Origin of the sequence: Streptomyces sp. H27-H1 (assembly GCF_026627445.1) — a bacterium.
In the GTDB taxonomy this organism is placed as follows: domain Bacteria; phylum Actinomycetota; class Actinomycetes; order Streptomycetales; family Streptomycetaceae; genus Streptomyces.
Genome location: NZ_JAPNLJ010000008.1, coordinates 109,627 through 133,072 on the forward strand (window position 1 = coordinate 109,627; position 23,446 = coordinate 133,072).

At 72.5% G+C, this 23,446-nt stretch carries 23 protein-coding genes; 11 read left to right on the forward strand and 12 right to left on the reverse strand.

From position 1 onward, the window contains the following. Position 1: 1 nt before the first annotated feature. The 4 genes from OTB20_RS11145 to OTB20_RS11160 all read right to left on the reverse strand — a co-directional run bounded on the left by OTB20_RS11145 (position 2) and on the right by OTB20_RS11160 (position 4,234). Entirely contained in the window at positions 2–1,258 is a 1,257-nt protein-coding gene (locus tag OTB20_RS11145; RefSeq protein WP_267816872.1) for a nucleotide sugar dehydrogenase, read from the reverse strand. Beyond that, positions 1,258–2,028, reverse strand: a complete 771-nt coding sequence (locus OTB20_RS11150; RefSeq protein ID WP_267816874.1) for a WecB/TagA/CpsF family glycosyltransferase — start codon at positions 2,026–2,028, stop codon at positions 1,258–1,260. The genes OTB20_RS11145 and OTB20_RS11150 overlap by 1 nt, the downstream gene beginning before the upstream one ends. Continuing rightward, positions 2,025–3,194 carry a hypothetical protein gene (locus tag OTB20_RS11155; RefSeq protein ID WP_267816876.1) on the reverse strand — a complete coding sequence of 390 codons (1,170 nt, stop codon included), beginning with the start codon at positions 3,192–3,194 and terminating at the stop codon, positions 2,025–2,027. The genes OTB20_RS11150 and OTB20_RS11155 overlap by 4 nt, the downstream gene beginning before the upstream one ends. 440 nt (positions 3,195–3,634) lie before the next feature. Then, on the reverse strand, positions 3,635–4,234 hold the full coding sequence (locus OTB20_RS11160; protein ID WP_267816878.1) for an acyltransferase: 600 nt from the start codon (positions 4,232–4,234) through the stop codon (positions 3,635–3,637). Positions 4,235–4,529: 295 nt separating this feature from the next. Between OTB20_RS11160 and OTB20_RS11165 the strand changes: the two genes are divergently transcribed. Continuing rightward, a complete protein-coding gene (locus OTB20_RS11165; protein WP_267816879.1) occupies positions 4,530–6,050 on the forward strand; it encodes a cellulose binding domain-containing protein in 1,521 nt (506 codons plus the stop codon). Positions 6,051–6,083: 33 nt separating this feature from the next. Here the strand turns inward: OTB20_RS11165 and helR are convergent, their stop codons facing one another. Next, entirely contained in the window at positions 6,084–8,249 is a 2,166-nt protein-coding gene (gene helR, locus OTB20_RS11170) for an RNA polymerase recycling motor ATPase HelR (RefSeq protein WP_267816881.1), read from the reverse strand. A 222-nt stretch (positions 8,250–8,471) separates the two neighbouring features. Here helR and OTB20_RS11175 point away from each other — a divergent pair, with 222 nt between their 5' ends. Further along, entirely contained in the window at positions 8,472–9,539 is a 1,068-nt protein-coding gene (locus OTB20_RS11175; protein WP_267816883.1) for a helix-turn-helix domain-containing protein, read from the forward strand. 123 nt (positions 9,540–9,662) lie between these two features. After that, positions 9,663–10,160, forward strand: a complete 498-nt coding sequence (locus OTB20_RS11180) for a rhodanese-like domain-containing protein (RefSeq protein ID WP_267816885.1) — start codon at positions 9,663–9,665, stop codon at positions 10,158–10,160. Positions 10,161–10,191: 31 nt separating this feature from the next. On the opposite strand, the gene OTB20_RS11185 is transcribed toward OTB20_RS11180, so the two are convergent. Genes OTB20_RS11185 through OTB20_RS11195 form a run of 3 tightly spaced genes read right to left on the reverse strand, consistent with a single transcriptional unit; the run spans position 10,192 to position 11,866 of the window. Further along, the gene (locus OTB20_RS11185) at positions 10,192–11,016 is read right to left on the reverse strand and encodes a class I SAM-dependent methyltransferase (protein WP_267816886.1); all 825 of its coding nucleotides are present in this window, start codon (positions 11,014–11,016) and stop codon (positions 10,192–10,194) included. A 35-nt stretch (positions 11,017–11,051) separates the two neighbouring features. After that, positions 11,052–11,423 (reverse strand): ArsR/SmtB family transcription factor, encoded by a 372-nt coding sequence (locus OTB20_RS11190; protein WP_267816888.1) that lies wholly within the window; start codon positions 11,421–11,423, stop codon positions 11,052–11,054. Continuing rightward, on the reverse strand, positions 11,420–11,866 hold the full coding sequence (locus OTB20_RS11195) for an SRPBCC domain-containing protein (RefSeq protein WP_267757541.1): 447 nt from the start codon (positions 11,864–11,866) through the stop codon (positions 11,420–11,422). The genes OTB20_RS11190 and OTB20_RS11195 overlap by 4 nt, the downstream gene beginning before the upstream one ends. Positions 11,867–11,983: 117 nt before the next feature. Here OTB20_RS11195 and OTB20_RS11200 point away from each other — a divergent pair, with 117 nt between their 5' ends. The 4 genes from OTB20_RS11200 (at position 11,984) to OTB20_RS11215 (ending at position 14,941) form a co-directional block, all read left to right on the forward strand. Further along, complete coding sequence (locus OTB20_RS11200; RefSeq protein WP_267816890.1) at positions 11,984–12,349, forward strand: iron chaperone; 366 nt, start codon at positions 11,984–11,986, stop codon at positions 12,347–12,349. A gap of 118 nt (positions 12,350–12,467) precedes the next feature. Beyond that, a complete protein-coding gene (locus OTB20_RS11205) occupies positions 12,468–13,673 on the forward strand; it encodes an NAD(P)/FAD-dependent oxidoreductase (RefSeq protein WP_267816892.1) in 1,206 nt (401 codons plus the stop codon). Further along, positions 13,670–13,981, forward strand: coding sequence for a hypothetical protein (locus OTB20_RS11210; protein ID WP_324290356.1), 312 nt, complete (start codon positions 13,670–13,672; stop codon positions 13,979–13,981). The genes OTB20_RS11205 and OTB20_RS11210 overlap by 4 nt, the downstream gene beginning before the upstream one ends. A gap of 180 nt (positions 13,982–14,161) precedes the next feature. Then, on the forward strand, positions 14,162–14,941 hold the full coding sequence (locus OTB20_RS11215; protein WP_267816894.1) for a VOC family protein: 780 nt from the start codon (positions 14,162–14,164) through the stop codon (positions 14,939–14,941). A 69-nt stretch (positions 14,942–15,010) separates the two neighbouring features. Here OTB20_RS11215 and OTB20_RS11220 read toward each other — a convergent pair whose 3' ends face one another. The 3 genes from OTB20_RS11220 to OTB20_RS11230 all read right to left on the reverse strand — a co-directional run bounded on the left by OTB20_RS11220 (position 15,011) and on the right by OTB20_RS11230 (position 17,942). Next, entirely contained in the window at positions 15,011–15,595 is a 585-nt protein-coding gene (locus OTB20_RS11220) for a TMEM165/GDT1 family protein (RefSeq protein WP_267816896.1), read from the reverse strand. Between the two features lie 332 nt (positions 15,596–15,927). Then, a complete protein-coding gene (locus OTB20_RS11225) occupies positions 15,928–17,145 on the reverse strand; it encodes a cytochrome P450 (RefSeq protein ID WP_267816898.1) in 1,218 nt (405 codons plus the stop codon). 137 nt (positions 17,146–17,282) lie between these two features. Continuing rightward, complete coding sequence (locus OTB20_RS11230) at positions 17,283–17,942, reverse strand: TetR/AcrR family transcriptional regulator (protein ID WP_267816900.1); 660 nt, start codon at positions 17,940–17,942, stop codon at positions 17,283–17,285. 112 nt (positions 17,943–18,054) lie between these two features. Between OTB20_RS11230 and OTB20_RS11235 the strand changes: the two genes are divergently transcribed. Then, positions 18,055–20,196: an FUSC family protein gene (locus tag OTB20_RS11235; protein ID WP_267816901.1), complete on the forward strand. Its 2,142-nt coding sequence runs from the start codon at positions 18,055–18,057 to the stop codon at positions 20,194–20,196. Between the two features lie 69 nt (positions 20,197–20,265). Further along, on the forward strand, positions 20,266–20,736 hold the full coding sequence (locus OTB20_RS11240; RefSeq protein WP_267816903.1) for an SRPBCC family protein: 471 nt from the start codon (positions 20,266–20,268) through the stop codon (positions 20,734–20,736). Between the two features lie 32 nt (positions 20,737–20,768). Here OTB20_RS11240 and OTB20_RS11245 read toward each other — a convergent pair whose 3' ends face one another. Continuing rightward, positions 20,769–21,026, reverse strand: coding sequence for a hypothetical protein (locus OTB20_RS11245; protein WP_267817140.1), 258 nt, complete (start codon positions 21,024–21,026; stop codon positions 20,769–20,771). A 301-nt stretch (positions 21,027–21,327) separates the two neighbouring features. On the opposite strand from OTB20_RS11245, the gene OTB20_RS11250 reads away from it, so the two are divergent. After that, positions 21,328–22,047: a DUF4142 domain-containing protein gene (locus OTB20_RS11250; protein WP_324290357.1), complete on the forward strand. Its 720-nt coding sequence runs from the start codon at positions 21,328–21,330 to the stop codon at positions 22,045–22,047. Positions 22,048–22,056: 9 nt separating this feature from the next. Continuing rightward, complete coding sequence (locus OTB20_RS11255) at positions 22,057–23,439, forward strand: DUF1996 domain-containing protein (RefSeq protein ID WP_267816905.1); 1,383 nt, start codon at positions 22,057–22,059, stop codon at positions 23,437–23,439. Positions 23,440–23,446 lie beyond the last annotated feature (7 nt).

The window sequence follows — 23,446 nt, forward strand, 5'->3', positions numbered from 1 at the left end:
GTCAGAGCACCTCCACCGTGGGTCCCGACAGCCGGTTGCGGCAGTCGAGGATCAGCGAGGCGTGCTCGGCGATCATCGGGTAGTCGAAGGAGTCGTGGTCGGTGAGCAGGACGACCACGTCGGCGGCGGCCAGCTCCTTGCGGGTGGGTTCCACCCGCGAGAGGCGGGCGTCCACCTTGATGCTCTCCACCACATGGGGGTCGGCCGCACGAACCTTGGCGCCCATGTCCAGCAGCAGCTGGGAGACGCGTACCGCCGGGGACTCCCGGGCGTCGCCGGTGTTCTTCTTGTACGCCAGTCCCAGGAGCAGGATCCGGGAGCCGTTGACCGAGCGGCGCTTGGAGTTGAGCGCGTCCATGACGCGGCGCGCCACGTACTCGGGCATGTGGTTGTTGATGTCGTTGGCCAGTTCGACGAACCGGAAGTTCTGCCCGAGCTCGCGCTGCACCCGCCACGACAGGTACGAGGGGTCGATGGGCAGGCAGTGTCCGCCGACGCCGGGGCCCGGGGTGAACTTCATGAAGCCGAACGGCTTGCTGGCCGCGGCCTCGATGGTCTGCCACACGTCGATGTCGAGGTGGCGGGCGAACATGGCTATCTCGTTGACCAGGGCGATGTTCACGTGCCGGAAGGTGTTCTCCAGCAGCTTCGCCAGCTCGGCCTCCTTGGGGGAGCGCACCGGCACGGTCGTGTCGACGAGGCCCGCGTAGAAGGTCTCCACGGCCTTGAGCGAGACGGCGTTGACGCCGGAGACCACCTTCGGCGTCTGCTGGAAACCCCATACCTTGTTGCCGGGATCGATGCGCTCCGGGCTGTAGCCCAGGTGGAAGTCCACGCCGGCCGTCAGGCCCGAACCGTCCTCCAGGATCGGGCCGAACAGCTCCTCGGTGGTGCCCGGGTAGGTGGTCGACTCCAGTACCACGGTGGCGCCCGGCCGCAGGAAGCGGGCCAGGGTGTGCGCGGACTCCTCGATGCAGCGCAGGTCGGGGGCACCGTCCTGCAGGGGGGTCGGGACCGTGACGACCGCGACGTCGAAGCCGCCGCAGTCACGGGCGAGGTCACTGGCCTGGTACGTGCCCAGCTCCAGGGCCCGGCTCAGCCGTTCGGAGGAGACGTCCTCCACGTACGACTCGCCGGCGGCGAGGCTCTTGACCCGCCGTACGTCCACGTCGTAACCGACCACTTGGTGTCCGACCTCGGCGGCCCTGATGGCCAGCGGAAGGCCGACGTATCCCTGTCCCACGACGACGACGCGCATCAGTGACTCCTGTTCGCGGAACCGGCAGACGGTGTACGGCGGATGAGCTCCCGGACCGTCATGAGGAGAAAGGCAGCGTTGGTGGTGAGGTAGCGCTTGCCCAGGCGGCGCGGTTCCTGGAGGGTCCGGTAGAACCATTCGAGCCCCATCCGCTGCCAGATCAGGGGGGCGCGCTTGGTGATGCCGGCCAGGATGTCGAAGGACCCGCCGACGCCGTGCACCACATGGGCGCCGGTGCGCTTGCCGTAGCCGGCGGTGAAGATCTCCTTCTTGGGCGAGGTCATGCCGAGGAACAGCATCCGGGCCCCGCTGGCGGCCACCGCGTCGGCGACCGGGCCCTGTTCGGAGTCCTCGAAGTAGCCGTTGCGGCTGCCGGCCACGCGCAGTGCGGGGAACCGCTCGGCGATCCGGTCGAGCATCAGATCCATTACGTCCTGCCGCGCGCCGAGCAGGTAGACGGGGACCTCGGCGGTTTCCGCCGCGGCGAGCAGCCGCATGAACAGGTCGATTCCCGCGACCCGTTCGGGCAGCCGGACCCCCAGGATGCGGCCCGCCCACACCACGGCCTGGCCGTCGGCCAGGACGAGGTCGCAGCCGGCGACCGCCGCGGCGAGGCGGGGGTCGCGGCGCATGTTGACCAGCTTGGCGGCATTGACCATGCCGATCTCGATCTGTTCACCGCGCTGTGCGGCGTCGAGGCAGCGCCGGACGGTCTCGTCCATGGTCAGGGGGTCGAGCGCCACTCCGAAGAGGGACTGTCTGTGATTCATCTCCCGAGCCCCCCGAGCCAGGCATGGAGCAGCCAGCCGAACTCGTAGGGCCTGCACTCGCGGTCCACCGCCAAGGGGCGGAAGATCCGGTCGAGCGGCGCGAGGCGGGCCCGCGGGGCCACCCGGGTGGTGAGCCCGCGGGCGGCGCGCACCGCCTTGGCGGGGTCGCCGCGGTGGACCTTGCGCCAGGTGACCCCGTACTCCTCGCGGATCATGGGCTCGCGCGGGCTGCCGTCGGGCCCGCTGATCTCGGGCACCTCCGTCATCCAGCGCAGACCCCTGCGGATCTCCGCGCCGAAGTCGGTGCCGCCCGCTTCGGCCAGGTCGAAGAGGGCGGTCGGGGCCATGGCGTGCTGGTGCACGCTGTAGACGGGGTAGCCCTCCACCACACCGCCCGTGCGGGCGTCGTAGTGCCACCACCACTGTCCGCCGTCCCCCTGCAGGGCGCAGATCCGGGCGGCGCAGGCGTCGGCGGCCGCGAGGGCCCGCTGGTCCGGGGCGCTCGCGTGCAGCCGGGCCAGCGCCTGGAGCGGATAGGTCTGGTCGGCGAAGCAGGCCACGTGGGAGCGGTACCCGGGGACCAGCCCCGGCCCGGTGGCGTGCGCGAACAGCGGGCCGTCCCCGGCCCTGGCCGCCAGCAGGCGGTCGCGGGCGGCCGCGAGCCGGTACTCGACGTCCACCGAGCCGCGGGCGGCGGTGAGGGCGGAGAGCACCCAGGCGGCTTCCACGGTGTACTGCGGCCGTCCGGGGACGTCCAGTTCGGCCACCCTGGCCACGGCGTCCGCGACCTTGGGGTGGCCGGTTTCGGCGGCGGCCCAGGCGATGAGCGCGGCGTCGCCGAGGTTCACCACCGCGGGCAGCCGTTCCACCAGGAGCGCCGTGAACTCCCCGGCCGTGCGGCCGCCGAAGAGGGCGCGCTGTCGCTCCTCGGGGAGGAACCGGGCTCCCAGCGCGGTGATGGCCGCGTACCGGGTACTGGTCCCGCGCCGCTCCACCCGCCGGACGCCGTCGGGAGACACGGTCCCCACCCGGGTGAAGACGAAGGTCTCCGCACCCGGCAGGTACATCTGCGGCAGCCCCGCCTCGGCCAGCGCGAGCAGTCGCTCGGCGAGGGCGTGCAACGACGGGTCCTCATGGACCAGTGCGTCTAATCGTGTGCTGGTCACGGGGTCCCCACCCCGGTTCCCTGCGTGTGGTGCCCACCCCGTATGTCCGAGCTGTGATCGTACGGCTCCAACACACCTACCCCCTCTGAATCGTTCCTAGGACAGACCTGGCGGTCGTCGTTCGGCGGAGGGGAGCGCGCATGACGCAGCGCGTGCCCACGGTGTGATCCCCCCGATGGCACGAGCTCTCCGGGACCGTCGACTGGATCCCCCTCCAGCGAAGTCCCGGCCCGGAGCGCGCGCGAACGGCTGCGGCGGAGGGGCACGTAGTCGCGTGCCGGCCGTCACCTTGTTCGCGATTGCTCTCGTCGTGTACAACCCCCCACGGAACACAGCCTGTTGCCTGCTCAGATCCCGTGTACAGGGACAAGGTATGCCCAAGGATGTTCATTGATTGTGGTTTTGGGGAAATGCGATTGACCCAAAATGCCGACGTTGCGTCAGGCGCGCTCGGCCAGGGTTCCGTCGGTCTCCTCGTGCAGGGCGCCGGTGCGCGGACACTCCCACACGCCGGGCTCGCCGTCGCGTTCCACCAGGCGAACTCCGGCCCGGCCCACCCAGCCGATGCGCCGGGCCGGCACCCCGGCCACGAGCGCGAAGTCCGCTACGTCCCGGGACACGACCGCGCCGGCCGCGACCAGCGCCCACCGGCCGATACGGACCCCCGCGACGCACACCGACCGGGCCCCCAGGGAGGCGCCCTCGGCCACCACGACCCCGGCCGCCTCCCAGTCGCCGCCGCGCTTCTGCCGGCCGTCGGGATCGACTGCCCGCGGGTAGAAGTCGTTGGTGAGCACCGCGGCCGGGCCGATGAACACCCCGTCGCCGAGTTCGGCGGGCTCGTAGACCAGCGCGTAGTTCTGCAGTTTGACGTTGTCCCCGATCCGTACGCCGGGACCGACGTACGCCCCGCGTCCCACGATGCAGTCGCGGCCGAGCCTGGCGTCCTCCCGTACCTGCGCCAGATCCCAGATCGTGGTCCCCTCGCCGAGCTCGGCCGTCTCGTCGACCTGGGAGGAAGGTTGAATTCGGACACTCACGGGGCGGTCCCCTTACGGCTCGCGAGGCATTCGGATGTACGTCGCATTGAGGTACGGAGGGAGCATATGCGGCATCGGTCCGACCCACCCCGGAGATCAACCGACTGTTCACGCAGTGGACTTGGTGACGCGGCGGCCGGGTCGGCGGTCCGGGCGGCTTAAGGTCGTCCGATCGCTTCCTTAAGCGGACCCTAAGGTTCGCGGCCACCACCCCGAATCGATCAAATGTCCGTTTCTGGGCGGCTAGCGTGCTGCCGCACCCCGAACTCCCCGGCAACACAGAGGCAGGCACGCGATGGGCAGCACGACCGGTCACCGGCGCAGGACGAGCAAGAAGGCGAAAGCCGCGGGCGGGACGGCGGTGGCGGTGCTGATCGCCGCTGCCGCCTTCGCGTTCACGGGTACCGCCCAGGCGGCCGCCGTCGGCGCGGTGTACACGAAGTCGAGCTCCTGGAACGGTGGTTACACCGGCACCTACGTGATCACCAACAACACGAGCCGGACACAGACCGGATGGACCCTGGAGTTCGACCTGCCCGCGGGCACGACGGTCGCCTCGCTGTGGAACGGCTCGCACACGGTCAGCGGCCGGCACGTCACCGTGAAACCGGCGGCCTGGAACAAGGAGCTGGCCGCCGGAGCCTCCGTCACGATCGGCTTCGTCACCAGCGGGAGCGGAAATCCCGGAAACCCGGCGGCCTGCCGGATCAACGGGGCGAAGTGCTCGGCGGACCAGGGCCCGACCCCCCCGCCGGGCGGCCGCCCCACCAGCGCCCCCACCGGCGCGCCGACCACCGCGCCGAGGCCGACGCCGACGGCCGGTACGAGCGCTCCGGTGACCCCCACGCCCTCGGGTCAGCCGACCAGGCCCACCCCGCCCACCGCGACCGCCACGGCCCCGCCCGGGACCGGAACCCCGGTCGGCGGCGCACGCTTCGCGCCCTACGTGGACACCTCCCTGTACCCGGCCTACGACCTGGTCGACACGGCGGCCAGGACCGGCGTCAAGGAGTTCCACCTCGCGTTCATCACCTCCGGCGGCAGCTGCGCCCCGCTGTGGGGCGGGGTCACCGAGCTCGGAGACGACAAGGTCGCCGCGCAGATCGGTGCGCTGCGGGCCAAGGGCGGGGACGTACGCGTCTCCTTCGGCGGCGCCGCCGGGCACGAGCTGGCCCTGAACTGCGGATCCGCGAAGGAACTGGCCGCCGCGTACGGCAAGGTCGTCGACCGGTACAGGCTGACCAAGGTCGACTTCGACATCGAGGGTGCGGCCCTGCCCGACACCGCCGCCAACACCCGCCGTGCGCAGGCCATCACCCTGCTGCAGACCTCCCACCCGGGACTGGACGTGGCCTTCACCCTGCCCGTGATGCCGGAGGGCCTCACGCAGCCGGGCGTGGCCCTGCTGGCCGACGCGAAGAAGGCCGGCGTGCGGATCCACGGCGTCAACATCATGGCGATGGACTACGGACCCGCCTACAGCGGTGACATGGGCCAGTACGCGATCCAGGCCGCCACGGCCACGCAGGCACAGATCAAGGGAGTGCTCGGCCTCTCCGACGCGGCGGCCTGGAAGACCGTCGCCGTCACACCGATGATCGGCGTCAACGACGTCACGACCGAGATCTTCACCGTCGCCGACGCCGCCCAGCTCGTGGACTTCGCGAGCGCCAAGGGAATCGGCAGGCTGGCGATGTGGTCCGCCACCCGCGACCGGCAGTGCCCGGCCGGGGTCGTGAACTACGCGGACGCCACGTGCAGCTCGATCCTCCAGCAGCCCCTGGCCTTCACGAAGGCCTTCGGAGCCCTGCGCTAACACCGTCCGCCGTCCACCGTCCGCCGGCCCGGCTCAGCGGCTCGTGAGGACGACGAGCCGCTGGGTCGCGCGGGTCATCGCCACATAGCGGTCGACGGCGCCTTCGACGCCCTCCCCGAAGGTCTCCGGGTCGATGAGTACGACCAGGTCGAATTCGAGTCCCTTCGACAGCGCGGGAGTCAGCGACCGGACACGGGCGGTCTCCGGGAGGGCGGCGCGGCCGGGGTCGTCGGCGGCGATGACGCAGGCGACCCCTTCGGCCTGCGAGCCGAGCCAGTCGTCGAGGACCGCGGCCAGATCCGCGACGCCGCCGTAGGTCACGGGGATCCCGCTGCTGCGGACGGAGACCGGCACGTTCGCGTCGGGGAGCGCGGTGCGAATGGCCGGCTCGGCCTCCGCCATGACCTCTGCCGGCGTGCGGTAGTTGACGCTCAGGGAGGCCACGGTGATCCGGTCGAGCCCGGCCCGTTCGAGCCGCTCCCGCCACGACTCCGTGAACCCGTGCCGGGCCTGGGCGCGGTCGCCGACGATCGTGAAGCTCCGGGACGGGCAGCGGGCCAGCAGCATCTGCCACTCGGCGTCGGTCAGTTCCTGCGCCTCGTCCACGATGATGTGCGCGAACGGGCCTGCGAGCAGGTCCGGTTCGGCGCCGGGCAGCGCGTCCCCGTCGATCAGGGCATCTTGGATGTCCTGTCCGCGCAGCATCCCCACCGCGCCCTCGCTCTCGTCGATCTCGGTGTCCTGCAGCAGCCGGTCCACGACATCGGACCTGCGCGCCCGCTCGGCGGCGACGGCGGCCTCGTGCCGGCGTCTGCGTACGGAGGCTTCGGCGTCGCCGAGCCGCTGCCGGGCCGCGTCCAGGAGCGGGAGGTCCGAGACCGTCCAGGCCTGGGCGTCCGCGCGCTGCAGGAGGGACACGTCGTCGGGGCCCAGCCACGGAGCGCACTTGCGCAGGTAGGCGGGCACCGACCACAGGTCTGCGACGAGCTCGCCCGCATCGAGCATCGGCCACGCGCGGTTGAGGGCGGTGATCAGGTCCCGGTCCTGCAGCAGCGACCTGCGGAGGAGGTGGGGCGGGACGTCGGCGTCGTCCTTCTCCGTCAGGATCGTCACCAGCTCCTCCCGGATCTGGTCGCGCGCCTCGTTGTGCGGGGTGCCCGGCTCCACCGACTCGAAGGCGGCCGCCCAGTCGTCGGCGCTCAGCCAGACGTCGGACCAGTGGCTGGAGACCGTCATTCCCTCGGTCGGCGGCTCCTCGTATATCCGCACGGCCGCCTCGATCGCCTTCACCAGGTCCGCGGAGGACTTGAGGAGGGCCGCGCGCGGGTCGGCCTCGGCCGGCGCTGCGGCTCCCTCGGCGACGAGGTCGCGCAGGGTGCAGGTCTGCACTCCCTCCTCGCCGAGGCTGGGCAGCACGTCCGAGACGTAGGCCAGGTAGGGCTGGTGCGGACCGACGAACAGCACGCCGCCCCGGCGGTGACCGAGCCGGGGATCGGAGTAGAGCAGGTGGGCGGTGCGGTGCAGCGCGACGACGGTCTTGCCCGTACCCGGGCCGCCGTCGACGACGAGGGCGCCCCGGGATCCCGCCCGGATGATGGCATCCTGATCCGCCTGGATGGTGGCGAGCACGTCGCGCATCCGGGCCGACCGGTTGCCGCCCAGGCTCGCGATGAAGGCGGACTGGTCGTCGAGCGCGGCGTGGCCTTCGAGCCCGTCGGTGCGGAACACCTCGTCCCAGTAGTCGCTGATCCGGCCGCGGGTCCACCGGTAGCGGCGACGGCTCGCCAGTCCCATCGGGGCGGCGTGCGTCGCGGCGAAGAACGGCTCGGCCGCCGGGGAGCGCCAGTCCAGCAGCAGCCGGTCCCCGGTGCTGTCGGTGAGGCCGAGGCGCCCGATGTACACGGGCTCGGAGCCGTCGGCGGGGACGACGCGGCCCAGGCACAGGTCCAGCCCGAAGCGCCGCAGGGTGCGCAGCCGGCCGGTCAGGCGGTGGATCTCCGCATCGCGGTCCATCGCCTCCCGGCCGATACCGCCGGGCGCCTTGCGCGTGGCCTCCAGGCGGTCGGACAGTTCGGCGATCGTCTGCTCCAGGCAGTGTGAAATGGCCGCGAAATGCCGCTCGTCGCCGTCGATCAGGGCCTGGTCGGCCTTGGGGGAGAGGTGGTCGGGAAGATCGAACGCCCTGGTGGAGGTCGCCATCGACCCGACGGAACCGTGTGATCCATGAGCAGACATATCGGCACGCACTGAGTGAATCTCTCCTTTTCGGCAGGTTCTGGCCTCGGTCCGCGATTTTGCACCAGGAAGGGGGCCTTGCCGCAAGCCCCCCGGTGCGCTATATGTTGTATATGGCAAGGAGTGCGCGCTCCTCCACGCCTCTGCTCCATCACCAGCCCGCTGAGGCCTGGTTACAGTACGGCCATGACTCCCGCGCCCTCCCCACCCGTGCAGACCGCCGTGGTTTCCGAGCCCGTGGCCGTTGACATCGTGCGGCCGGCGCCCGCCCATGTGGTGGCGGTACTGGCCTTCGACGGGATGGCGCCTTTCGAACTGGGCGTGGTCGTCGAGGTGTTCGGCCTTTCCCGGCCCGAGCTCGGGGACCTGCCCTGGTACGACCTGCGAGTCTGCTCGGCCGAGCCCGGCCGGGACCTTCGCGTGGTGGGCGGGTTCACGCTCCGCGCCGAGCACGGGCTCGACGCGCTCACGGCCGCGGACACCGTGATCATCCCCGGAGTCTCCCCGGCGGGCGGCGCCATCGCGCCCTCGCTCGTCGAGGCCCTGCTCGAGGCCCATGCCCGGGGTGCGCGCCTGGTGTCCATCTGCTCGGGCGCCTTCGCGCTCGCCGCGACCGGCCTCCTCGACGGCCGCCGGGCCACCACCCACTGGCGCTACGCCCGCACCCTCGCCGAACGCCATCCCGGCATCGAGGTCGACCCGGACGTCCTCTACGTCGACAACGGCGACGTGCTGACCAGCGCGGGCAGCGCCGCAGGCATCGACCTCTGCCTCTACCTGGTCCGCGCCGACCACGGCGCCGCCGTCGCCAACACCGTGGCCCGCCGCTTCGTCGTGCCACCCCACCGCGAGGGCGGACAGGCCCAGTTCATCGAGGCGGCGGTCGGCGAGATAGGCCCCGACGGCGCCGACGACGGCATCTCCCGGAGCATGGCCTGGGCCCTTCAGCGCCTGTACAGCCCGCTCTCGGTGCCGGCCCTGGCCCGCGCGGCGAACATGTCGGAACGTTCCTTCCTGCGCCACTTCACCCGCCGCAACGGTGTGAGCCCGATCCGCTGGGTGCTCTCCCAGCGGATCGCCGCCAGCCTGCCGTTGCTGGAGTCGGGCGAGGGAACGGTCGACGAGGTGGCCGCAGCGGTCGGCTTCGATTCCACCGCGACCTACCGGCACCACTTCACGCGGCAGATGCGGACCACGCCGACGGCCTACCGGAAGGCGTTCGTGCGCGCCGCCCCGCGGCTGGCGGGATCTTGACGAGTGGAGGCGTTTACGCCACTCGTCGCGCGGGCGGCCGGCGCAGAGGATGGAGTCATCGCCGCAAGGGAGTCCACCCGGCCGGCGAACCCCTGATCTTCGCCCCGCACAAGGAGTTCCCCGATGTCCGCGACGCTCTCCTCCACCGTTTCGCCTGAGATCACCAGCGCCGTCCTCTCCGTCCCGGCCGCCGCGCCGGACCTCGCGGCGGCCCACTACGCCGCCCGGCTCGCCTTCGAGGCGGACGTCTCGGACGTACGGGCCGACCTGCTCTCCGGTGTCCCGGGTCTGGTGGTCGTCGACTCCCGCAGCGACGCGGCCTGGGACCAGGGCCACATTCCGGGTGCCCTGCACCTTCCGACGGCGCGGATCGCGGAGCTGGCGCCCTCGCTGATCGACCCGGCGCTGACGGTGGTCACGTACTGCTGGGGCCCCGGCTGCAACGGCGCCACGCGTGCGGCGCTCGCCTTCGCCCGCCTCGGCTACCAGGTGAAGGAGATGCTCGGCGGGTTCGAGTACTGGGTCCGCGAGGGCTTCGCCTTCGAGACCGCCCAGGGCACCGACCAGCGCGCGGTCGACGATCTGACCGCACCGCGCTCCGGCATCTCCTGCGCCTGCTGAACGCTGTGCGGCGGTGTGCGGCGGCGCGACCTCAGACCGCCAGTGCCGTGGTGATCACCAGGGGAGGTTTCGCCCGCTCCGCCGACCACGTACGGCCGGCGGCGAGGTCCGGGTCGACGAGGCCGGGGACGCCGAGGGCCTCGTCCACGGTAGGGCGCTGCTGTACGACGTTCGCGAACCCGGCCCGCTCCAGCAGGGGCGGGTAGAAATCCACGGGCCAGGCATGGTTGGGCATCACCTGCCAGCTGCCGTCCGTGCGCCGGAGCCGTACGGGCAGCTCGTCGCCCGGGCCGTACTGCCCGCCCGCCTCGCCGATGCGCAGCGAGGCGTACTCCGTCCCGCTGCACGCGGGATCGGTGGCCAGCAGGACGAAGGGGCGGCCGGGGCGCAGGAGTCGGCGGACTTCGCGGAACACCGCGAGCATCGCCTCCGCGGTGGGCAGGGAGGCCAGTACGTGATTGCACATCACCGCGTCGGCGCCGCCGTCCGCCAGGCAAGCCGTCCGCCCGTCCGTGACCAGGTGGTATTCGGCGACCGCCGTCCCGGAGCCGCGGGCCAGGGCGAGCATTTCGGGGGAGGTGTCCACGCCCAGCACCTTCGCTCCGAGCAGCCGGGCCCCGTGGTCGGCCACCTTGCCCGGCCCGCATCCGTAGTCCACGAGGACGGATCCGCTGTCCACCCACCGGGCCAGGGTCCGGAACACGAAGGGGTACCCGAGCAGCCAGTCCGTGGCCGCCTCCACGGCGGCGAAGGCCTGTGCGCCCTCGGGCCCGGACCAGGCGACGGGCTCCGCACCGCCGCCACGGCCCTCACCGCTCGTCCGGGCCCGTCCGCTTCCCTCCGGCCAGTCGCTCACACTTCCCACTATCAGGCCGCGGCGGCCCGCCTGCATCACTCCGGGCCGCGGCGCCCGCGCGCATCCCGTTCCGCCGCCTCGGCGATCCGCTTGACGCCCGCCAGCCGTCGGTCCCAGTCGGCGGCGAGGGTGGCCATCCACCGGGCCGTCGCGTCCAGGGCCGCGGGCCGCACGGTGTACCGGACCTCGCGGCCGACCCGGCTGCCGGAAACCAGCCCGGCGGCGTCCAGGACGGCGAGGTGCTTGACCACCGCCTGCCGGGAGACGGGCAGTCCCTCGGCAAGGGTGGTCGCGGTGACCTCGCCGTGAGCGGCGAGCAGCCCCAGGAGCCTGCGCCGGGTCGGGTCTGCCAGCGCGACGAGGACGTGGTCGACGGCCTCGTCGGCGCCGGGGTGTTCCTCGCTCACGCGGCCGGTCGTTCGGCGCGCTTCCTGAAGGCGTCCAGTACCTGCGGCCAGCCGCCCGTGTTGTCCTTCAGCGCCTTGCCGCGCAGTTCCTCGGACCCGGCCAGGGCCGCGAACCCGCTCTCCACGACGCGAAGCCGCGTCTTGTCGCCCTCGCGGCTCAGCGTGAACTCCACCAGGGTGCTGTTGTCCGCGCGCAGCTCCTGCCCGGGGAAGGCGCTGGCCCACCGGTACGCCAGGTAGGTCGGCGGCTCGACCTTCTCCACCCGCACCGGGAAGTCGCCGTACTCGCTGTTCCTCGCCACGATCGACTCGCCCTCCTTCGCCACCGTGCCGGCCAGGCTCCCCTCGTCGGCCACCCAGAAACCGGGTTCGGCCACCAGGGGCCAGACCCGCTCCAGGGGCGCCTCGATCAGGGTGTCGCGTTCGATCCGGTCCGCGTTCATCAGGACTCCTTCGTCGGAGGTCATTGAGTGCAACTCCAGAGTTGCACCTCGATCGCCGTTGCGCAACCGTAGGGTTGCGCAATGGCGGACGGCGAGGGTTCGCCTACGCTCGGGTCCATGGTGCAGAGCCAAGCGAAAGACGTGGACGCCTACCTCGCCGAGGTCCCCGGGGAGCGCAGGGCGGCACTGACCCGGCTGCGTGAGCTGTGCCGTGCCGAGCTACGGGGATTCACCGAAGTCATGGCGTACGGGATGCCCGTCTACGAACGGGAGGGCGTCGAGGAAATCGGCTTCGCGAGCCAGAAGCAGTACATCTCCTTCTACCTGATGCGCGCCGATGTCCGTGAAGCCTTCGAGGACCGGCTGGCGGGACAGGACATGGGCAAGGGCTGCCTGCGCTTCCGCAGGCCGGAGAGGATCGACTTCGCGCTCCTGACGGACCTGCTGCGCGCCACGGCGGCCGGTCGAGGCAAGGTCTGCTGAACCGCTGCGGCCCGAGGCGCTCTTTGCGGCACGGGAGAATTCGGCGTGCGCACGCTGTCACAACCGTCGGCCGGCCGGTGTCTTGTGTCCGAACCCCGAAGCGAAGGAGACGGACACCATGGCCGAGAACACCGATGTGGTCGTCATCGGCGGCGGATACGCCGGCGTGATGGCGGCCAACCGCCTGCGGCAGCGCGATGACGTGACGGTGACGCTGATCAATCCGCGTGCGGCCTTCGTGGAACGGATCCGTCTGCACCAGCTGGCGGGCGGCACCCACAGCGCGGTCGTCGAATACCGGAAGGTACTGGCGGAGGGAGTCGCGCTGGTGGTCGACTCCGTGGCGCGGATCGACGCCGCCGAGCGCGGCGTGACGCTGGCGTCGGGACGCCGGGTCGGTTACGACTACCTCGTCTACGCGGTGGGCAGCGGCGGCGCCGACCCGTCCGTGCCGGGAGCGGCCGAGTTCGCCCACCCGATCGCCACTCTGGAGGACGCCCAGCGGCTGCGGCCGGTCCTCGGCGCCGCGCCCGCGCAGGCCGGGGTGACGATCGTCGGGGCCGGTCCCACCGGCATCGAGACCGCCGCCGAACTGGCCGAGCAGGGCCGGGCCGTGACCCTGGTGTGCGGTGGAGTCCTCGGCCCGTACCTGCACGCGCGGGGCCGGCGCTCCGTGGCCGGACGGCTGGCGGCGCTCGGGGTGACCGTGCTCGAAGGCCCGGACACGAAGGTGACGGCGGTGACCCGTGACACCGTACGGCTCGCCGACGGACGCGAGCTGCCGAGCCGGGTCACCATCTGGACCGCCGGATTCGCCGTGCCGGACCTGGCGGTGCGCAGCGGCCTGAGCACCGACGCGCTGGGCCGCCTCCTCACGGACGAGACGCTGACGAGCGTGGACGACGTACGGATCGTGGCGGCGGGGGATTCGGCGGCGCCGTCGGGCCTGGCGCTGCGGATGAGCTGCCAGACGGCGATGCCGCTCGGCGCGCGGGCCGCGGACACGGTCCTGAGCCGGATCGCGGACGAGCGGCCCGAGACCCTCAACCAGGTGTTCGCCGGCCAGTGCATCAGCCTGGGCCGAGGCGCCGGCATCTTCCAGTTCGCCCACCGCAACGACACCGCGCTGTGGTTCCACATCGCCGGCCGGCCGGGCGCGAAGCTCAAGGAGTTCGTCTGCAAGAGCATCGTCAAGCACCTGGCCGACGAGGCCGCCAAGCCGGGTGCCTACGGCCTGCACCGCGTCTCGGGAGGCGCCGACCGACGCCGGCGCCTGGAGGCCGGGCCGGGCGGGACGCCGGCCGCCGCCGAACAGGCCGCTTGAGCGCACCGGCCGATCCGTCGATCATGGGCGACGGCGGGGGCATCAAGCACGCCGCACTGCGCCCGATCGTCGGCGCCGACAAGGTGGCCCGCCTCTTCGCCGGCATGGCCGACAGGGCCGGTAACGTGCTCACCTTCGGCCCCGCCGTGGTCAACGGCACCCCGGCCCTGGTCGTTCACCTGGGCGGGGAGTTCGACGGAGTCGTCGCCGTCCACGTGGTGGACGGCCGCATCACCGGCCTCTACTTCGTCCGCAACCCGGAGAAGCTGTCCCACGTCGCGTCCGAGACCCCGCTCACCCGGCGGTGAAGGCTCCGCGGCGGCCGCCCTGTGGTGCCGGCCGGGTCCGGGCGGGCGGGCGGCGAGCCGCGCACCGGCCGAATGCGGTGGTCCGGGGGGACCCGTACGTGTGGCGATGGGGGGAAAGGGCGGGGTGAGGGGCCCCTGCGCGGGTACCTCGCATCCGAAACCCCACCGCAGGAGGAACCCATGCTCGGAACCGACTACCGCACCGGCTCGCCCAACTGGATCGACCTCGGGAGCCCCGACATCCCCCGGGCCGCTGCCTTCTACCGGGCCGTGTTCGGCTGGGAGTTCCACCTGCTCGGGCCCGAGACCGGCGGGTACGGGTTCTTCCAGGTGGACGGGAAGACCGTCGCCGCGGTCGGCCAGCTCGACCCGGGGGCGACCTCCGCGTGGACGGTGTACTTCCGGACCGACGACGCGCAGGCCACCACCCGGGGCGTGCGCGAGGGCGGGGGCGCCGTCCGCGTCGAGCCGATGGACGTGATGGGGGAGGGGTGGCTCGCGCAGTACACCGACCAGCAGGGCGCCGAGTTCGCCGTCTGGCAGCCGGGCCGGACCCCGGGGCTGGGCCTGGCCTCCGCCGACAACGCGCTGTGCTGGGTCGAGCTGCACGTGCCCGACCCGATGGCGGCGGTCGCCTTCTACGGAGCCCTCTTCGGGATGCGCTCACAGGAGATGGAGGCGCCCGGTATGACCTACCGGGTGCTCAGCACCGCCGACGGGGACATCGAGGACGGTTCCTTCGGCGGGGTGGCGCCGCTGACGGAGGGGGAGACGGACGCACGCTGGGTGCCGTACTTCGCGGTCCCGGACGTGGACGCCGTGGTGAGCACCGCACGGACCAGCGGCGGCACGGTGCTCATGCCGGGCGCGGACGTGCCCGACGTGGGCCGGATCGCCTGGCTGGCCGACCCGAGCGGGGCGGTCTTCGCCCTGCTCAAGGCGGCGCCGCGAGCGGAGTGACCCGTGGGGCCGGGCCCGGCCGGATCGCTCGCGTCACTCGGATCGGCCGGGTCGGCCGGATCTCCAGATTCAGCCGGTGAAGGCTTCGATGAGCGTCCAGACGGCCAGCCCGGCCATGCACAGGGCGCCGAAGCGCTGCACGGTCTTGAGGGGGACCCGCTTGGCGATGAAGCGGCCCACGATGAGGGCGAGGGCGGAGACCGACATGAGCGCCGCCGCGGAGCCGATCGCGGTGGGCAGCCAGCCGTTGGTGGCGGCGAGGTTGGCGGTGGTGATCTGGGTCAGGTCACCCCATTCGCCGATGAAGACGGCCATGAACGCCGTGGTGTAGACGGGCCAGAACCCGGTGACGGCCTTGGCCGCCGAGTCCGCCTCGTCGTCGTCCCCGCCGGCGCGCATCATGACGACGGCGCCGAAGGCGAACAGGGCGGCGGAGACGAGCTTGACGGCCATGTTCGGCAGCATGCTGAGCAGGCTTCCGGCGCCTACCGCGATGGCCACGTGGACGATGAACGCGGTGGAGGTACCGAACCACACGTACAGGGGCCGCATCCGGGTTCCCATGGCCAGCGAGGCGAACATGGTCTTGTCGGGGAGTTCGGCGAGGAAGATCAGACCGAAGGCGGTGAAGATCGCCACGGGGTCGAGAGTCATTCCGGATGCTGCTTTCTGCTGGAGCCGGGCTCTGATGGCTCGGATCGGCACCCAGCAGGGGCGATGGGAAGAACCACTCGGCCCGGCACGACGAAGCGGCCCACACGGTGATGTGGGTCGGGTCATGCCTTGGCCGAAGGTCTCGTCCGCCCCGCACGTGAAGCGCGGTGGCCCGGTGGCCGGGATCCATCGGGGCATCCAGTATGTCGACCAGCGGTTTTCGGGACTACTCCCCTTCGCTGTCATCCACTGTAACAGCGGCGAGGACCGCCCCTGGAAGCCGGACGGGAGGCCTCCGGGGGCGGAGCGGGGCGTGGCGGGGGCGGGGCCGGCTATCCGAATCGGACCGGTAGGTACTTCACCCCGTTGATGAAGTCCGAGCGCAGTCGGCGGACCTCCCCCGCGAGGGAGACCTCCGGATGGCGGCGCAGGAGCTCCCGGACCAGGGCCTTGATCTGGGTGCGGGCGAGTCCGGCTCCCAGGCAGAAGTGGGGGCCGCCGCCGCCGAAGGTGAGGTGCTCGTTCGGGGTGCGGCGGATGTCGAAGACGAAGGGGTCGGCGAAGACCTCCTCGTCGCGGTTGGCCGAGGTGTAGTACGTGACCACCTTCTGCCCCTCGGCGACGGGCCGGCCGCGCAGGACGGTGTCACGGGTGGCGGTGCGCCGGAAGTTGTGGATCGAGCCGCCCCAGCGCAGAAACTCCTCCGTCGCCGAGTTCCACAGGGCCTCGTCCTCGGGGGCCGCGGCCAGTGCGGCGCGCGCCGCGGGGTGGTCGATCAGGGCGAGCAGGGCGCCGGAGAGCAGATTGCGGGTGGTCTCGTTGCCCGCGACGCACAGCAGCACGAAGAACATGTTGATCTCGTCCGGGGACAACCGGTCCCCGTCGACCTCGGCGTGGACCAGCGTCGAGAGGATGTCCTCCCGGGGGCGCGCCCGCCGCTCGGCGGCCAGCGCGTCGCAGTAGGCGTAGATCTCGGCGGCCGCGAGATCGCTGTCGTGCTTGCCGGCCGAGAGCTCGGGGTCCTGGGAGCCGGCCATCCTGTTGCTCCACTCGAAGATCAGCCGCTCGTCCCCCTCGGGCACGCCGACCATCTCGCAGATCGTCTGGACCGGCAGCCAGGCGGCGACCTCGGCGACGAAGTCCATGTCCCGGCCCGGGGTCACCGCGCTCTCCACCAGGGAGACCGCCCGTTCCTGGATCCGGGCCGCGAGCCTTCGTACGACCCGGGGCGTGAAACCCGCGCTGACCAGCGAGCGGTATCGCGAGTGGCGCGGGGCGTCCATGCCCAGGAGGACCAGCCGCAGGGTCTCCAGTGACTCCGGGTTCTGGTCGCGGATCATGAACGAGCCGAGTTCGGTGGACCACAGCTCGGGGTCGCGGCTCACAGCCTTGACGTCGGCGTGGCGGGTGACGGCGTAGAAGCCGGCGTGCCGGCCCGGCACCTCGTGCCAGTGGACCGGGTCCTCGCGGCGCAGCCGGGTGAACTGGGCGTGCGGGACCTCACGGGCCCAGGTGTCCTCAAGGAGGTCTATCTCGCCGGTGGGCAGCACGGGGCGGTTCCCTTCGTCGGACGGATCGGGGTCGGACGGGTCGCGGTCGGGCGGGTCGCGGTCGGGCCGGGTCGGAGGAGCGGACCGTCAGGTGTCGGGGTCCATGGACCGGTGCCGACGGACCCGAGGCGTACGGGTCAGCAGGGCCGGACGAGTCCCAGGAGGGCGCCGAGGGCTTCGACGACGAGCCCGTCCGGGACGGCGCCCGGTTCGAGGCGGTGCTGCATGGCCAGGCCGAGGAGGACGCCGAGCACGAGGGTGCCGGTCTCCTCGGGTGTCCGGCTCAGGGGGGTGCCGGTGGCCTCGGCCCAGTCGGCCAGGCCTTCGCCGAGCTGGGCGCGGATCTCGGCGTACCGCTGGGCGAGCCGGTCCCCGATGAGGGGGCCGCGGGCGGCGTGCAGCCACAGCTCCGTCTCCAGCAGCAGCCAGGAGTCGCCGTGCTCGGGGTGCGGGCGGGTGAGGCTGCCCCACATCGCCGAGAAGCGCACGCCGGGGTCGGCCGGGTCGCCGGCCGCGATCTCGGCGGCCAGCTCTTCGCTCGTGCGCTCCTTCCAGACCTCCAGGAGCGCGAGCAGCAGGCCCTCCTTGCCGCCGAAGTGGCTGTAGAGCGCACCGGTGGTGCGCCCGGCCGCCTCGGCGACGGCTTCGGCGGAGACGGCGTGGAACCCCTTGCGGGCGAAGAGGCCGGCCGCCGCGTCGATGAGGCGGGCACGGCTCTCGGACTTGCGCTGCGCCTGCGGGGTGCCGCGCTGCGGCTGCGGTCGCGGGGGCCGCTGCGTGCTGGGGGACGGCTCCACCGGGCCTCCGGGCGCTGGTTATATCGGGGTGCCGATATAAGTTGCGCCTGCCCTGATGAACTGTCAAGTGATACCGCAGGACCGACAGGGCACCCGGTGGGACCCTGAAAGGGTGCGTGCCACCCTCGCGGAGCTCCGTACGGGCACCGGCCCCCTGCCGGCGGCCGCACGGCGGGCCGTCCGGGTCACCCTCGCAGCCGGCCTCGGCTTCTACGGGTTCCTGTACGGGCTCGACCGGCCCGTAGAGGCCACCTACGCGCTCTTCGCGGCCGTCGCACTGGCCGGGCTCTCGCGGATACCCGGTGACGGACACTTCAGGGCCCGGCTCATCGCCCGCCTGCTCCCCGCCGCCTGCGCACTGGTGGCCCTGGGCACCTGGCTGTCGGTACGGACCTGGGCCGCCGTGGCGGGCATGCTGGCCATCGGCTTCTGCGTGGCCTTCTGCGCGGCGACCGGCCCCCGCCTGGCGGGGGCCGCGCCCGGGCTCCAGCTGCTGTACATCCTGCCCAGCTTCCCGCCGTACGCGCCCGACACCCTCGGCCAGCGCCTGACCGGCACCGTCGCCGGGGTCCTGCTGCTGATCCTCGCCGAGGCCCGGGTCCTGCCCGACCCGGGCGTCCCCGGCTACCGCGACCTGGCCGCAGGAGCTGCGGCCGAGGCGGCCCGGTGCGCCGCCGCGCTGGAGCGGCCGCCCCACACCCTCTCCGGAGCGGAGTCCGCCCGTGCCGCGCAGGCGGCGCAGGCCCTGCGGCCCTCCCGGGTCGGGGAGGCGCAGCGGCCCGCGGGACCGGGCGTACGGGAACGCGCGCTGGCCCACACCGGGCTGGCGGCCCGCACCCTGCTGGCCCGGCTCCAGTCCCTGCCCCCGCCGGAGCCCGGCCCGGAGGCAGCCGGGACGGCCGGGCCGGACCTCGTACGGGCCGTACGGGAGTCGGCGGCCGGTACGGCCGGACTCCTCGGGGCGGGCGCCGCGCCCGCGACGGACTCCGCACATCTGCGGAACCTGCAGATCTCCCTCGCCGGGACCCCCGTGACGGGGCCCGGGCCCGGCTTCCGCAACGCCGCGCTGGTGGAGCTGGCGGACGCCGCGCTCGTCCTGCGCCGAGCCGCCGGGATAGCCGTACGGGGGCGCGCGGAGGCCCCCGAGGAGACGGGGCCGCCGAACGGACAGGCCGACCGGTTCTGGTACGCCGGGGAAGGGCCGCTGCGGCTCTGGTGGTACCGGCTGGCCGGGAACACCGGCCCCCGGTCCGTGCACTTCCAGAACGCCGTCCGCATCGCCGCGGCCCTCGCCGTCGCCCGGGCCGTCGCCGGACTGGACTCCCTGCCGCACGGCTTCTGGGCGATGCTCGCCGTCCTCAGCCTCACCCGTACCACCGCCGTGCAGACCCGGGCCACGGTCCGGCTGGCCTTGACCGGCACCCTCCTGGGCGCGCTCGCCGCCGGCGGGGTCCTCGCGCTGGCGGGGCAGGCGAGCCTGCTGTACGCGATCGTGCTGCCGCCCCTGATGCTGTTCGCCTTCTGCGTCGGGCCGGTGCGCGGCGTGGGCTGGGCGCAGGCCATGTTCACGCTGGTGATCGCGATGGCCTTCGCCCAGCTCGCCCCCGTCACCTGGCAGTTGGCCGAGGTCAGATTCCTGGACGTGCTCGTCGGCAGCGTCATCGGGATGGTGTGCGGACTGCTGGCCTGGCCGCGCGGAGCCCACGACGAACTGGGCCGCGCCGTGGCCGAACTGCTGCACGCCGCGGCCGACGACGTCCAGGCGGCCACGGCCGCCTTCGGGCGGGCCCGCGAAGGCGAGCCCGACCAGCGGGTGCGGCACGCACTGGCCATGGCGGAGAGCGCGTTCGCCCAGTACCAGACGGAGCGGCAGCATCCGGCCGCCGCCCCGGGCGAGGACTGGCAGGCCGCGATGATGACAGGCCACCACGTCCTCTGGGGCGGCCGCAGACCCCTCGCCGCCCCGCCCGGCCCGCGCGAGGAGGCGGTGGTGCGGGAGTACGGGGCCTGGGTGGCGACCGGCCTGCGCCGCGCGGCGGCCGCGGCCGACCCCGTACACGCCCCGGACTCCGAGGGCCCCGCTCCCTGCGGCCCCGCGCCCCGTGGCCCCGCGCCCCGTGGACCCGGACCCGCCGACGCCCAGCCGGTGTTCTACACCGCGATGGCCTGGCTGGATTCCCTGACCGCGGACCTGGCCCTGCTCGGCCGAGGGACCGGGTCGGGAGCCGTGGCCGCGGCCTCGGAGCGGACCTGACCGTGCGGCGGGTGCGGCCGGAGCGCGGCTCCGCGACCGTGGAAAGGGGGACAGTGATGAGGAGCGGTCATGGCCGGACTGTTCGAGGCGGGCGTCGAGATCGACCGGCCCGTCACAGAGGTCTTCGCGTACCTCGCGGACGGGCGCAACGACCCGGATTTCAGCCCTCGCGTCCAGCGGATCACCCGGACCCCGGACGGCCCGACCGCCGTCGGCACGGTCTTCCGCAGCACGGTGAAGGACGCCGGTATGAAGACCGCCCGGGAGTTCCAGATCACCGAGCTCGACGCGCCCGGACTCGACGTGCCGGGGCGGATCCGCTGGACGGAGCTGAGCGAGAACCTGGTGACCGCCGAAGGAGGCTACGACCTGGCGGAACTCCCCGGAGGCCGGACGCGGTTGCGTGTCTTCAACACCCTGACCGGGCACGGTTTCGGCAGACTGCTCGTCGGTCTGGCCCTGAGCGCGGCGCGCAAGGACGCCCCCGACTTCGGCCGCCGCATCAAGGCGGCCGCGGAGGCGTCCGCCCGCCGGGGATGAGGACCGGCCTGAGCCTGACCGGGCCGTGTGGGTCAGAACCGGCCGGGCGCCGCGGGAATCGGCAGCGGCTTCACGGGCGACCCCGGTGCCCCTGCCGTTCCGTGTGGCCCGTGCCCGGGGGGTGTGCTGCGGCAGGTGATGGTGCGTGCCCACACCACGTCGGAGCCGAAGGACTCGGGCCGGTACGGCCGGTCGATGCCCTGCTCGGAGTCGTTCAGCCCACAGGTGAGGGGACTGCTGCCGCCGACGCCGCGCGGATCGAAGCCGATGAGGTCGTACTGGTCGCGCACCTCCGGATCCACCTCAAGGCTGGAGCATCTCGCTCTCATGAATGACCGGCAAACCGGACAACTGGCTGCCGCGCCAAACATTTTGGCTGCCCGTCACCCCTTGTCGGACAGGGGAGGCGGCGGCTGCGCGCGCGGCACCGTAGCAGTCTTTGCCGGCGTCGCCCGGATGTTTGTCCAGTCCTGATGGGCCTTCGGGAGGGGTACCGCACCGGGCACTAGCGTCCCTTGCCACCCAGGGGCCCCGGGCAGCAGCGCGCTCTGCCCGGCCGCCCCGGGCCATCTCCGGAGCCAAGGAGGCGCAGTGCTGTCAATCCGTCGGACGAACGTCGGCGGCATGTCGCCCGCTTCGCGGCACGTCATGGGCACGGGCATCGTCTTCGGTGCCCTCGCCCTCACGCTGATCGCGTTGCTGATACCCGTACGGAGCTTCGGCGGCCGGACCGCCGAGGCCGCCCCGCTCCCAGCCACGGCACCCGCCGCCGCCTCGCCCGGCTCTGCCGACGACGACGGCGGCGGGGTGATGGGCACGGCCTTCGGGCCGCTGACCCCGCAGGACCGCGACTTCGTCCGCAAGGTCCGCCTAGCCGGCCTGTGGGAGCAGCCCGCGGGCCGCCAGGCCCAGGAACGGGGGACCCGCAGGTCGGTGCGGACGGCCGGCGAACACCTCGTGGAAGGCCATGCCGAACTGGACCGCAGGGTCCTGGAAGTCGGCCAGGCGCTCGGCGTCGAACTGCCGGACCAGCCGACCGGCCAGCAGCAGGCATGGCTCGACCAGCTGGACCGCGCCCAAGGAGGCACCTACGAAAGGCTGTTCGTCCAGCTGTTGCGCCGGGCGCACGGCAAGGTGTTCGCGCTCGTCGCCCAAGTGCGGGCGCAAACCCGCAACTCCGTGGTCCGCGAACTCGCCACCGACGCCAACACCACGGTCCTGGACCACATCGCGGTCCTCGAGGCCAGCGGACTGGTCGACTTCGAGGGCCTGGCGGACACCCCTCCCACCGACACCCGACCCAAGAAGTGAAGTGATCACATGAGTGACAACGACTCCACGGAAGGCCCGGCCCGCCAGGACAAGGCAGGGCACAAACGCAGGACGCGTCCCCTCTACAAGGCGCTCGCCGCCGCGTCCGCACTGGTCCTGGGCGGCGGCGGGGTCGTGATCGCGGACCAGGTCGCCTCCGCGGGACAGAGCCCGGCGCGCTCGGCGCCCGTGACGGCCACCATCGACTGCCCCGATGTGGGTGAGCGGCTGCGCGAAGTCCCCGACCAGGCGCGCGGCGAAGTGGACCGGGAACTCGCCACCCTCGACACCCAGATCGCAGAGGCCTACCAGCGGCTCGCCACCGGCCGGGCTCCGGCGGACGCACTCCTCGGGGAGCTGAAGGACCGGCGCTCCACGTCGATCGGCCGGGTCTCCGAGGCGATCGGGCGGACCGCCGCCCGCCCCGACGGGCTGGCGGAGCTGAGCGCCTGCGCGATGCAGGAGGCGCCGGCCGCAGACGCAGAACCCGCCCGGGCCGGCGCCCCGAAGGGAGGCCCGGGCCGCGCCGACTTCGTCCCCATCGGCTCGGTGAAGCCCAACGTCCGGCGTCCCGCGGCCAAGCCCGGCGGCTCCAAGGGCTCCCTCGCCGTGGAATGCGGCCGGAACGAAGAACGCCACCTCAACCCCGACAACGTGATCGTCGCCCCCGGCGTGAGCAACGGCGCCCACCACATGCACGATTACGTCGGGAACAAGACCACGGACGCCTTCTCCACCAACAACAGCCTCGCCGCCTCCGGGACCACCTGCTCGAACGGCGACCTGTCCACCTACTACTGGCCGGTGCTGAGGCTGCGCGACGGCAAGGCGGAGCAGGACGCGGGAGCGCCCGGCGGCGGCCAGGACGCCAACGTGGGCACGATCCTGCGACCGAAGCAGGTGAGCATCGAGTTCAAGGGAAGCCCCGTCTCCCGCGTCACCGCCATGCCCCGCTTCCTGCGGATCATCACGGGCGACGCGAAGGCCTTCACCAACGGCCCGGCCAACGCCAACGCCTCGTGGAGCTGCACCGGATTCGAGAACCGGCAGCTGAAGGACAAGTACCCGATCTGCCCCAAGGGCACCGACGTGGTCCGGACGTTCAATTTCCAGAGCTGCTGGGACGGAAAGAACACCGACAGCGCCAACCACCGCACCCACGTGGCCTTCGCAGGCCGCAACGGCTCCTGCCCGGCGGGATTCAAGGCGGTCCCGCAACTGGTGCAGCGGATCGTCTACGCGACACCCCCCGGAGCGCGCTTCGCGGTGGACAGCTTCCCCGAGCAGCTCCACAAGCCGGTGACCGACCACGGTGACTTCATCAACGTGATGCCGGACGAGCTGATGGCCAAGGCCGTCCGCTGCGTCAACGGCGGACGCACCTGCCGTTGACCGGCGA

Bases quoted from the DNA above. Each gene is read 5' to 3' on its own strand.
- OTB20_RS11145 (WP_267816872.1), bottom strand. From the start codon at position 1,258: ATGCGCGTCGTCGTCGTGGGACAGGGATACGTCGGCCTTCCGCTGGCC.
- OTB20_RS11150 (WP_267816874.1), bottom strand. From the start codon at position 2,028: ATGAATCACAGACAGTCCCTCTTCGGAGTGGCGCTCGACCCCCTGACC.
- OTB20_RS11165 (WP_267816879.1), top strand. From the start codon at position 4,530: ATGGGCAGCACGACCGGTCACCGGCGCAGGACGAGCAAGAAGGCGAAA.
- helR (WP_267816881.1), bottom strand. From the start codon at position 8,249: ATGGCGACCTCCACCAGGGCGTTCGATCTTCCCGACCACCTCTCCCCC.
- OTB20_RS11175 (WP_267816883.1), top strand. From the start codon at position 8,472: ATGACTCCCGCGCCCTCCCCACCCGTGCAGACCGCCGTGGTTTCCGAG.
- OTB20_RS11180 (WP_267816885.1), top strand. From the start codon at position 9,663: ATGTCCGCGACGCTCTCCTCCACCGTTTCGCCTGAGATCACCAGCGCC.
- OTB20_RS11195 (WP_267757541.1), bottom strand. From the start codon at position 11,866: ATGAACGCGGACCGGATCGAACGCGACACCCTGATCGAGGCGCCCCTG.
- OTB20_RS11200 (WP_267816890.1), top strand. From the start codon at position 11,984: ATGGTGCAGAGCCAAGCGAAAGACGTGGACGCCTACCTCGCCGAGGTC.
- OTB20_RS11205 (WP_267816892.1), top strand. From the start codon at position 12,468: ATGGCCGAGAACACCGATGTGGTCGTCATCGGCGGCGGATACGCCGGC.
- OTB20_RS11215 (WP_267816894.1), top strand. From the start codon at position 14,162: ATGCTCGGAACCGACTACCGCACCGGCTCGCCCAACTGGATCGACCTC.
- OTB20_RS11220 (WP_267816896.1), bottom strand. From the start codon at position 15,595: ATGACTCTCGACCCCGTGGCGATCTTCACCGCCTTCGGTCTGATCTTC.
- OTB20_RS11240 (WP_267816903.1), top strand. From the start codon at position 20,266: ATGGCCGGACTGTTCGAGGCGGGCGTCGAGATCGACCGGCCCGTCACA.
- OTB20_RS11255 (WP_267816905.1), top strand. From the start codon at position 22,057: ATGAGTGACAACGACTCCACGGAAGGCCCGGCCCGCCAGGACAAGGCA.